Below are 11,492 nucleotides of genomic sequence, written 5' to 3' on the forward strand. Positions count from 1 at the left end.
ATTCTGAAATATATATTGAAATGATTATCATTATCAATTAGAATTATGATTGATAATGAAATTCAATTATCGATAGTTTTATGAAAATTTTAATAGTGTTCGTCTAAAGAGGAGGAGCAGTATGCAGCATGCGAAACAAATCGCGGAACATGCAACAATACAAAGCTTTTTAAATTGTTATTTAAGAGAAACCGGAAGTGGAGAATGGATTACGGAGGATAAAAGGATTGAAAATATTTTCTGTCATTCATTTCATAGAAAGACTATCCCCACATATTTATGCTGTCGGTTATCGGCACAAAACGTTACTTTGTATGGAGAAGTTATATATAAATCACCAACAGACCGTCATTTGTTTGGAGAAAAATTTTATTATCAACTTGGAGAAGAAAAAAATATCATAAAAGCAGATTATATTACGGTAATTACGTTTCTAATAAAAGAAATGTCTATCAACTATGGAGAAGGTACAAATCCTGCTGAACTTATGCTTCGAGTTATTCGTAGTTGTCAAAATATTGAGGGATTTACAAAAGAGAGAGTGCAAGATACATCAGAATTATATGGTTTCCATACGTCCTTTATAGAAGCGGAACAATCTTTATTATTTGGACATTTAACTCATCCTACACCAAAGAGTAGACAAGGTATATTGGATTGGAAAAGTTCGATGTACTCTCCGGAGTTAAAAGGAAAATGTCAGCTCCACTATTTTCGGGCACATAACAGTATAGTAAGTGAAAAGTCATTATTAATAAACTCCACGACAACAATTATAAAGGAGGAACTAAAGAATGATGAAATTGTTAGTCAGGAATTTATTACGAAGTACTGTCAGGAAGATGAGTATTCATTAATTCCAATCCATCCGCTTCAAGCAGAATGGTTATTACATCAATCTTATGTGCAAAATTGGATGAATCAAGGTTTACTTGAATATATCGGTCCAGTAGGTAAGTGTTATATGGCGACATCATCACTTAGAACGCTATATCATCCTCATTCGAAGTACATGCTCAAGTTTTCATTCCCTGTAAAGGTAACAAATTCAATGCGTATTAATAAATTGAAGGAACTTGAGAGTGGTCTTGAAGGTAAGGAAATGTTAAATACTAAAATTGGTGAAGTGTTAGAGAAATTTCCTGGGTTTGATTTTATATGTGATCCAGCCTTCATTACACTAAATTATGAAATGCAAGAGTCCGGATTTGAAGTGATTATTCGTGAGAATCCTTTTTATAGTGAGAATGCGAATGACGCTACTTTAATAGCTGGGTTAGTACAAGATGCTATCCCTGGGGAACGCACTCGTTTATCAAATATTATTCATCATTTAGCAGATATAGAAAATAAAAGCTGCGAAGAGGTAAGTCTAGAATGGTTTAGGCGATATATAAATATTTCTTTAAAGCCGATGGTATGGATGTATTTACGTTATGGGGTTGCATTAGAAGCTCATCAACAAAATAGTGTCGTGCAATTGAAGGATGGCTATCCAGTAAAGTTTTATTTCCGTGATAATCAAGGGTTTTATTTCTGTAATTCAATGAAAGAGATGCTTAATAGTGAGTTATCTGGTATTGGAGAACGTACTGGAAATTTATATGACGATTATATTGTAGATGAAAGGTTTCGTTACTATTTAATTTTTAATCATATGTTTGGACTTATTAACGGTTTTGGTACAGCAGGATTAATTAAGGAGGAAATTCTTCTCTCTGAATTAAGGTCTGTACTTGAATCATTCCTTCCATATAATCGTGAACCTTCTACATTTTTAAGAGAATTGTTGGAAGAGAATAAATTGGCATGTAAAGCGAATTTACTGACAAGATTTTTCGATGTCGATGAATTAACTAACCCATTAGAGCAAGCGATCTATGTGCAAGTAGATAATCCGCTCGTCACAGAAGTGGCTGTTCGTTCATAAGCAGTGTTAAAATTTCACGTAATACAAATAATGGAATTCAATATTCCGTCTTAAAGCGGAGGTGTTTATGAAAGAAAAAGTTTATCACGTAAAGATATTGAATGCACTCCAATCAAAAGAATACATTTCTGTGAGAAGGAGAGTACTACGCCAATTAGTAGAATCGTTAATTTATGAAGGAATCATTGCACCGATTCGTATGAGAAAGGGAGATAAGATTCTTTTTCTTATACAAGGGATTGATGAAGAGAATCAAAATGTTACGTACGAATGCTATGGTCAAGTGCGTATGACATTTGGACGGATTTGTCTAAAGGACTCATTAATAATGAGAGTTCAAGATGAGAAAGAAGAAGTACAATCTGTTTCACAATTTCTACATGAGATTTTTCGGATTGTTCAAGTGGAACGAATGAAATTGGATTCTTTTATTCAAGAATTAGAACAAACAATCTTTAAAGATACAATTGCACAATATGAGAGAAGTAGTGAAGAAGACTATATTACGAAAGCTTATGATGAGCTTGAAAGTCATTTAATAGATGGGCACCCGTATCACCCTAGCTATAAAGCGCGTATCGGATTTCAATATCGTGATAATTTTCAATATGGTTTTGAATTTATACAGCCAATGAAGCTTATATGGATCGCAGTTCACAAGAAATATACGACTGTAGGCTATGAAAATGAAGAGGGTTACAGCTGTACCTTGAAAGAAGAAATCGGTGAGCAGAAAAATAAAGAGTATTACAATTATGTTCAACTTATGGGGTGTGATGCAAAGCAGTATATGTTTATCCCTGTTCATCCTTGGCAGTGGGAGAACTTTATTATTCCGAATTACGCTGATCATATACAGGCTAAGTATATGATTTATTTAGGGAAATCAGCGGATGATTATTGTGCGCAACAGTCGATGAGGACATTGCGGAATGTCACGAACCCAACGAAGCCATATGTAAAGTTATCAATGAATTTACTCAATACTTCAACTATCCGTACATTAAAACCACATTCGGTTGTGAGTGCACCAGCTATATCGAATTGGTTAAAAGAAGTAATAAATCATGATTCTTATTTAAGGGATGAAGCGTGCTTGATTTTGTTAAAGGAATTTTCGAGTGTAACGTATGATTCGAATAAAAAAGCTACATATGGTTCATTAGGATGTATTTGGCGGGAAAGTGTTCACAAGTATTTGGATAAACAGGAAGATGCAATCCCTTTTAACGGATTATATGCTAAGGGGAAAGATGGTACACCGATTATTGATTTGTGGTTAAAGAGATATGGAGTAGAAAACTGGCTACAATTGCTTATTCAAAAAGCAATTATACCAGTTGTACACCTCGCTGTAGAACATGGAATTGCGTTAGAATCACATGGACAAAACATGATTTTAGTTCATGAAGAAGGAATACCAGTCCGTATTGCATTAAAAGATTTCCATGAAGGACTGGAGTTTTACCGTCCTTACTTGAAAGAAAACAAAAAGTGTCCTGACTTTACGAAAATGCATAAAGCATATGCAAATGGACAAATAAATGATTTCTTTGAAATGGATCGTATTGAATGTTTGCAAGAGATGGTTTTAGATGCACTTTTCTTATTCAATTTAGGTGAATTGGCTTTCGTACTGGCCGATGAATATCAATTGAAAGAAGAGAAATTTTGGTTCATGGTTGTCGAAGAACTAGAAAATCATTTTCGCAGATTTTCGCATTTGAAAGAACGTTTTGAAGCACTACAATTATATACACCTACATTCTATGCAGAGCAATTAACGAAGCGACGTTTATATATGGATGTTGAATCACTTGTTCATGAAGTTCCAAATCCATTGTATAGAGCAAGTAAACATAAAATACAGAAATCAGTTGTTGCAGGGGGAAATCATGCTAATTGTTAATAAACAAGAATATAGCAAAAATGATTTTGAATTGAAATTACAAGTTTACGAGGAAATGGAGCAGTTCCAAGGAGCAGAAGGAAATAGATTTGCACTTTGTCTAAAAGATCCATTTGATATTATTACGCTTGTGTTTTTCTTAAGAGAAAAAAAATCATCTGTACTACTTATTCATGAAGATACGCCAAAAGATACAGCTATTGAAATGGCAAGGCGTGCAAATTGTACGGGACTTTTATACGGAGAATGTAGCGACTTTACAAAATTAGAAGTAGTGAATTCATTACTAGAAGATCCTTCTTTATTGCAATATAGTTCAGGAACAACAGGAGAGCCGAAACTGATTCGTAGAGCATGGACGGAAATTGAAACAGAAATTGCTGCTTATAATGAAGCTTTAAAATGTGAAGAAGACGAAGTACCAATTGTAATGGCTCCAGTTTCACATTCATACGGATTAATTTGTGGCACGTTATCAGCAATTACGAGAGGTAGTAAGCCTATCATCATTACGAATAAAAACCCTAAATTCGCATTAAATATAGTTCGTAATACAGAAAAACATATCATATATGCAGTACCACTTATGCTTCATATTATGGGGAGTTTTCCGCAAGGGACATTTCAGTTTCATAAACTTATGACATCAGGATCACCTTTGCCAGAAACGCTGTTTAACAAACTGAAAGGGATGACGAAATATATGATGCAACAGTATGGATGCTCTGAAGCTGGTTGTATTAGTATATGTCATGCTATGGAAACTCATTTAGATTTAGGAGTGCCACTACCTCATGTAAGTATTAACATAGGTTCAGATGAAAATGAGCCGGAAGAAATCGTAGTGAAAATTGCTGAAAAGGACATTTATACGAAAGATTTAGGGTATAAATCTGAGCGGGGTCTTCATTTTATGGGGCGTATGGATGATGTTATTAATGTATCTGGTCTAAAGGTCTTTCCTATAGAAGTGGAAGAAACGATGCTTCGACTCGAAGGTATTCATGAGGCGATTGTATACCGCGGTAAGCATCCTGTGATGGGGGAAATAGTAAAAGCGAAAGTAGTCTCTCGTATTGAACCAATACAAATAAGAGAATGGTGCATACAGCATTTACCGTCTTATAAAGTACCGCATGAAATTGAAAATGTAGCAGAGATTCCGAAAAATAAAACAGGGAAAGTAAGTCGGAAGTTATTAGAGATGGGAGAGATAACAACATGAGACGTGAAATGTTAAAAGAAGCAGTTTTAAGCATTATGAGAAAAAAAATGGAACTGAAAAATGTAACGCATTTAGAAGAAACGATGCGTTTAAATCAAGATTTATATATTGATTCAGTAATGATGTTACAGCTTATTGTATACATTGAAATGGAATTAAAGTTATGTGTTCCAGAAGATGAGGTAGATCCAAAGGCGTTTCTTACAGTAGGATCTTTGCTTGACTTTATGGAAGAATTAAAGCCGCTACAAGCAGCAAATATGAATAATTAACTTTGAGAAAGTGGATGAGAGTATGACTTCAATTAAAGTTCACTGTTTAGTGAGTTGTTTTTGTGAAATTATAAAAAGGCGTAGTGATATAGATTTCCGTCCATTTTATTTCGGATTATGGGATGGAGATTTTGATATAACAGAAGGCGGGATTATTTCTTATCATTCCGAAAACATTAACCATGACAATTACTTGCTTTGGTATGAAAAATTGTATGGGATAAAAGTGAACGAATGGTATGATTATTCAAAAGATAAGAGTATCAATGTAGAAACATTTTTAGAATTAGTGGAAAATAAGCCTGAAAATCGTTACATAATTGTAATGGTCGACATGTCTTTATTACCAGAGAGAGAAAATAAGTTTCATCAAAAACCGTTTCCACATTATTTAATGATATCGAAAACAGAGAAAGAAAATGAATGGTTCATGCTTGATCCTGATTTTCGCTGGGAAGGGAATATGGAAAAAGATAAAGTGCTTCACTCTGTTAAAGACAACCCATTTGGTGGAGGCTATTTCATTGATATAGAGGGAATTCAGGAGCCAACACAAGAGATGGTAGAAAGTTATTTCATGGAAACATTCAAAAAGAATGATAATGAACTAACTATGGAATTGAAAAATTTAATTATAAAAATGGTAAATGAAGAGGATGGATATTCACTTTCTGGGCTCGTAACGGCAGTAAAGCAAATACCCGTATTGGCAATACGTAAATATAGCTATGAACATGCCTTTGCATACTTCCGTGAAACGTTACAATATGCGGAGCAAGAATTTGAGTATTGGTGTGATCGAGTGGAAGACATTGTACAAGGATTTACAAATGTACAGTACCGCGCAATCAAAATGGTAATGACAAACGATAAAGATATGTTAATACCAATTGTTGAGAAGCTTGATGAAATGAATACAATTGAACTGCAGATTAAGGATGAATTAGAGAAACAGTTTCTGTCATGGAAAGATATGAAAACAAATCAGTCTGTCTTAACTAATACAAGTTCATTGAATTTAAGATAAGGGAGTTCAAACAAATGAAATATTCGCTATGTACAATTTCATTTCGCCATCAACTAATTTCATTTACTAATATTGTTCAATTTGCATACGAAAACGGTTTTGAAGGAATTGAGTTGTGGGGGACTCATGCACAAAATTTATATATGCAAGAGCGTGAAACGACAGAACGAGAAATAGAGTATTTAAAGGATAAAAATTTAGAAGTTACGATGATAAGTGATTACTTGGACATATCATTATTAGCAAATTTTCAAAAAACGATGGAAAAATGTGAACAGCTGGTAAAGTTAGCTAAGTGGTTTAATACAAATAAAATTCGTACGTTTGCTGGGCAAAAAGGTAGTGAGGATTTCTCGGAACAAGAGAGAAAAGAGTATGTGAAGCGAATTTGCATGATTTGTGATCTATTTGCTCAGCACAATATGTATATACTATTAGAAACACATCCAAACACGTTAACGGATACTTTGCCGTCTACTTTGAAATTGTTAGAAGAAGTAAATCATCCATATTTGAAAATAAACCTTGATTTCCTTCATATATGGGAGTCTGGTGCAGACCCGTTAGATAGTTTTCAGCGACTAAAGCCGTGGATACAACATTACCATTTTAAGAATATATCATCAGCGGAGTATTTACATGTGTTTGAACCAAATAATGTATATGCCGCTGCTGGAAGTCGTATAGGAATGGTTCCATTATTTGAAGGTATAGTAAATTATGATGAAATCATCCGGGAAGTGAGAGATACTGATCATTTTGCTTCGCTTGAGTGGTTTGGGCATAATGCGAAAGATATATTGAAAGAAGAAATGAGAGCATTAACAAATAGAAAATTAGAAGTAGTAACCTCATAAGATGAAATGATGTAAGAGTCTCGTTTAAGAGACTCTTTTTTTATGAAATGAATAACCAAAAATTACCATGTATTTAATTTCGGATTTGATACAATTTAATATATATAAGGAGGTGATCGGTAATGGCTAGAAATCGTAACGCTAATCAATTAGCATCACATGGAGCACAAGCAGCTCTAGATCAAATGAAATATGAAATTGCACAAGAGTTTGGTGTACAACTTGGAGCTGATACTTCTTCACGTGCAAACGGTTCTGTAGGCGGTGAAATTACAAAACGCCTTGTAGCGATGGCAGAACAACAGCTTGGTGGTGGATATACTCGCTAAATGTAGAAGGTTATAGGAGAAAGGAAGGATTCTTCCTTTCTTTTTTATTTTCAATTAATTGGTATGGATATATTGTGAACAGGATTCAAAGAATAGGAGTAATGCTATATTTTACCCAATTTCTTTTGTGCTAAATGGAAAGTAGTAAAGATGAAATAGCCCTGGTGGAATGCAAAATTAAGTTCCAGCAGGGCTGTTATATGGTAAGAAATATATGATGAAAGGTTCCGAAATCAACATGTTAAAAAAAGAAAACTGTTGTTTAATTGCACTTGCATCAGTTCCACTTGTTATGACGTTAGGTAATTCAATGCTTATTCCAATCCTACCAACTATTGAAAAGAAATTACATATTTCATCTTTCCAAGTATCCATGATTATTACAATTTATTCTATCATTGCAATTATACTCATACCGATTGCTGGTTATCTATCAGATAGATGGGGCCGAAAAATGATAATGGTTCCAAGTTTATTAATTGCAGCTATTGGAGGAGCGATAACGGGCTGGGTATCATGGAAAGTTGATAACCCTTACGTTTGGATTCTTATCGGAAGAGCAATTCAAGGGATAGGTGCTGCTGGTGCTATGCCAGTTGTCATACCATGTGTAGGTGATTTATACAAAGATGAAAAACAGGTTAGTGCAGGCTTAGGAATCATTGAGACGTCAAATACATTTGGAAAAGTATTGAGTCCCATATTAGGATCAGCTCTTGCGGCTATTGTATGGTTCTTACCATTTTGGGCGATTCCAGTTTTATGTGTAATATCGATTATTTTATTACTGGTACTAGTAAAGGCGAAGAAACAAGAAGAAGAAGTCCCACCACTTAAAGAATTTATTCAATCTATTATCTCTACGTTTCGAGAAAAGGGAAGATGGTTAATTGCCATTTTTATACTAGGTGCAATTATTATGCTTATTTTATTCGGAATACTTTTTTATCTGTCAACTATACTGGAGTCGAAGTACGACATTCATGGTATATGGAAAGGGTGTGTACTCGCTATTCCTTTGCTTGTACTATCACTTAGCTCATATATGGCGGGTAAAAAAATTGGAGATAAACAAGATATTATGAAAAAGTGTATTTATATTGGATTTTTACTGGCTGCTGCATCTACCTTCTTACCTTTATTCCTAAAAGGAATCTATTTGCTACTTCTTTGTCTCGTTATTATGGGGATAGGAATTGGTATTGCGTTACCATGTTTAGATGCTCTTATTACGCAAGGGATTGAAAAAGAGCAGAGGGGGACAGTTACGTCATTTTATAGTTCAATGCGATTTATCGGTGTAGCAGCTGGACCACCCCTGTATTCTTTTTTTATGAAAGGGGCGGACCATGAAGTATTTTATTTAACAAGCATCTTCGCTGCTATTGGTGCGGCCATAGCAATTATTTGGATTAAACCAGCAAAAGATAAAATGATGTTAAAACAGAAACCGGAACTGGAACCAACTTCATAATCTGAAAGAGAATTGCATGCTAATTACATAACATGCAATTCTCTTTAATTAGTTAGGAAAAATAACTTGTTTTAACATATAAAGTGCGACTCCCCATATGATTAGCCCTGAAAATTTATTTAATACTGTAATCGTTTTTCCTGTCGAGTCTAATCCTTTTAGAAATTTTCCAGCAAAAGCTAAACTAATAAACCAAATCCAAGAAACTATAATTGTTGCCAAAGTGAAAGCCCACTTCTCACTTCCTATGTACTGTATAGAGTTTGTTCCAATTACACCAATTGTATCTAAAATTGCGTGTGGATTTAGTAATGAAACCGATGTGGCGAAAATAATTTGATTTTTTAAAGGCATGCTTTTTTCTTGTTTTACATCATTTGAAGGATCGCTTCTCCAAATAACCCAGCCCATATACATAAGAAAGAAAAATCCAATCATATACAGAGTAGTTGTTAACCAAGAAAAAGTAAGGAGTACAAGGGATACACCTTGTACAGCAATTAATATTAATAATGTATCACATATAGATGCAGTCAAGACTACAGGAGCAGATCGCCAAATATTTGGTTGACTAGCGCCTTGATTAAAGACGAAAACATTTTGGACACCTAATGGAATGATAAGACCAAATGCAAGGATGATACCGTGAATAATTGCTTCACTCATCATATTACCTCCTACTTAATGTGATTAGTTATGATAGTGTATATTGTATAGAAGAAATGAAAATTTGTATCCATCCATATGGTTGGATAGGTTACCAACCATAAAGTATGTGAGGTGATATAATGGAAAGGCTCATTTGGAAACCTAATATGTCTTCGTCTATGCCTTTATATAAACAAATAGAATCTTATATAAAAGAAAGGATTGTTAATGGGGAATGGACAGTTGGAACTAAATTACCTTCACAAAGAGATTTGGCGCATACGTTTGAAGTGAATCGAAGTACAATTGTAATGGCTTTCGATGAATTAGTAGCAAAAGGGTATATTGAGGGGAATGGTCGGAAGGGAACAATTGTTATAAATAATAGTGAGAGTACTTCTACATATGCCCCGCCTCCAAACTGGCAGTCTTATGTAGAAACAGGGCTTCATTATCCGAATCTTCCTGCTGTACAAGAGATTAATCAAGCTGAATTTACTCCCAATGTAATTCGATTAGGAACAGGTGAACTTTCACCGAGTCTCTTGCCTGAGAAAAAGATGAAGGGTATTATTAATAAAATTTTACAATCAAATGTTACACTTGGGTATGAGGAACCGAAAGGAAATCTCCATCTAAGAGAAAAAATTGCGGAATATTTAAAAGGGCATGGGGTATATGTATCTCCTGACTCTATTTTAATTGTTTCAGGGGCAATTCAAGCACTGCAACTTATTTCTATGGGGCTTCTTCCGAAAGGAGCATCAATTTTATTAGAAAAACCATCATATTTATATTCGCTTAATGTATTTCAATCAGCAGGAATGCGTTTGATTGGAATACCAATGAATGAGAATGGTATAAATACTTCATATATTACAAAATATAAGAAACAATTTAACGCATCTATTTTATATACGATCCCATCTTTTCATAATCCGACCAATTTTAGTATGAATGCTAAGAAGAGGGAAGAAGTGATGGAGATATGTAATGAAATTGGATTACCTATTATTGAGGACGCGGTATATCAAGATTTATGGTTCGATGCACCAGTTTCAAAGCCTTTAAAGGCATATGATAAAAATGGTATCGTGCTACATATTGGAAGTATGTCCAAAGTCATTAGTCCTGGTCTAAGAATTGGATGGATTGTTGGATCAGAATCCGTTATTCAAAGATTAGCAGATATAAAAATGCAAACTGATTATGGTTCAAGTTCTATATCCCAGCAGATTGCAGCGGGGTGGTTTGAAAATGGATTGTATGATGAACATTTACAGTTTGTAAGAAGTGAATTGAAAAAACGTAGAGATTTTATGATAAGTATGTTAGAAAAGTATTGTAGTGGCATTGCAACTTGGCATGAGCCAGTAGGAAGCTTTTACATTTGGCTACATATAAATCTACCAATTTCGAATCGTAGTTTATTTGACAAAGCTTTACAAGAAAAGGTGTTATTAAACCCAGGCACTTTGTATGATAGAAGTGCTAACCAATTTTTACGCCTTTCTTATTCATATGCAACTGTAGAAGAAATTGAAGTTGGAATAAAAAAGATCGCACAATTAATTAAAGGGTAAAGGAGAAAACCATGAAACAATATGTGATTTGCCAAATGATTGATGGAGATAAATATTTAGCTGCTTATGCGGAAACAAAACAGGATGCAATTGAAAAAGCAGAATTGTTAGGATTAAGAACTGGAAATCGTTACATAGTAATTACTGCGGAAGAAGCAGAAGGGTTAACTTATCCTTAAACAATAGGAGAGTACATAAGAAGTAAATAAGCCTAATAATATACGAGACCACGAGACTT

11 protein-coding genes are annotated in these 11,492 nt (G+C 34.2%); 10 read left to right on the plus strand and 1 reads right to left on the minus strand.

The annotated features are described in order from the left end of the window. The first annotated feature begins 121 nt into the window (after positions 1-121). The 8 genes from KI356_RS19930 (at position 122) to bcbE (ending at position 9,023) form a co-directional block, all read left to right on the plus strand. Positions 122-1,930: an IucA/IucC family protein gene (locus tag KI356_RS19930; protein WP_212936230.1), complete on the plus strand. Its 1,809-nt coding sequence runs from the start codon at positions 122-124 to the stop codon at positions 1,928-1,930. Between the two features lie 67 nt (positions 1,931-1,997). After that, a complete protein-coding gene (locus tag KI356_RS19935) occupies positions 1,998-3,839 on the plus strand; it encodes an IucA/IucC family protein (RefSeq protein ID WP_212936231.1) in 1,842 nt (613 codons plus the stop codon). After that, on the plus strand, positions 3,826-5,064 hold the full coding sequence (locus KI356_RS19940) for an AMP-binding protein (RefSeq protein ID WP_212936232.1): 1,239 nt from the start codon (positions 3,826-3,828) through the stop codon (positions 5,062-5,064). The genes KI356_RS19935 and KI356_RS19940 overlap by 14 nt, the downstream gene beginning before the upstream one ends. Then, positions 5,061-5,336 (plus strand): petrobactin biosynthesis protein AsbD, encoded by a 276-nt coding sequence (gene asbD / locus KI356_RS19945; protein WP_212936233.1) that lies wholly within the window; start codon positions 5,061-5,063, stop codon positions 5,334-5,336. Before KI356_RS19940 ends, asbD begins: the two co-directional genes overlap by 4 nt. Positions 5,337-5,358: 22 nt before the next feature. After that, positions 5,359-6,363, plus strand: coding sequence for a DUF6005 family protein (locus tag KI356_RS19950; RefSeq protein WP_002118459.1), 1,005 nt, complete (start codon positions 5,359-5,361; stop codon positions 6,361-6,363). Positions 6,364-6,377: 14 nt separating this feature from the next. Then, positions 6,378-7,220, plus strand: coding sequence for a sugar phosphate isomerase/epimerase family protein (locus KI356_RS19955; RefSeq protein ID WP_212936234.1), 843 nt, complete (start codon positions 6,378-6,380; stop codon positions 7,218-7,220). Between the two features lie 122 nt (positions 7,221-7,342). After that, the gene (locus KI356_RS19960; protein ID WP_000113539.1) at positions 7,343-7,549 is read left to right on the plus strand and encodes an alpha/beta-type small acid-soluble spore protein; all 207 of its coding nucleotides are present in this window, start codon (positions 7,343-7,345) and stop codon (positions 7,547-7,549) included. Positions 7,550-7,763: 214 nt separating this feature from the next. Next, the gene (bcbE, locus tag KI356_RS19965) at positions 7,764-9,023 is read left to right on the plus strand and encodes a bacillibactin exporter BcbE (protein ID WP_212936235.1); all 1,260 of its coding nucleotides are present in this window, start codon (positions 7,764-7,766) and stop codon (positions 9,021-9,023) included. Positions 9,024-9,071: 48 nt separating this feature from the next. On the opposite strand, the gene KI356_RS19970 is transcribed toward bcbE, so the two are convergent. Next, entirely contained in the window at positions 9,072-9,689 is a 618-nt protein-coding gene (locus KI356_RS19970; RefSeq protein ID WP_128281357.1) for a LysE/ArgO family amino acid transporter, read from the minus strand. Between the two features lie 122 nt (positions 9,690-9,811). Between KI356_RS19970 and KI356_RS19975 the strand changes: the two genes are divergently transcribed. Together KI356_RS19975 and KI356_RS19980 are read left to right on the plus strand one after the other, a co-directional pair. Continuing rightward, positions 9,812-11,254 (plus strand): aminotransferase-like domain-containing protein, encoded by a 1,443-nt coding sequence (locus KI356_RS19975; RefSeq protein WP_212936236.1) that lies wholly within the window; start codon positions 9,812-9,814, stop codon positions 11,252-11,254. A gap of 11 nt (positions 11,255-11,265) precedes the next feature. Then, positions 11,266-11,433: a DUF3933 family protein gene (locus KI356_RS19980; RefSeq protein WP_000816387.1), complete on the plus strand. Its 168-nt coding sequence runs from the start codon at positions 11,266-11,268 to the stop codon at positions 11,431-11,433. Positions 11,434-11,492 lie beyond the last annotated feature (59 nt).

The organism is Bacillus hominis (genome assembly GCF_018332515.1).
Taxonomy (GTDB): domain Bacteria; phylum Bacillota; class Bacilli; order Bacillales; family Bacillaceae_G; genus Bacillus_A; species Bacillus_A hominis.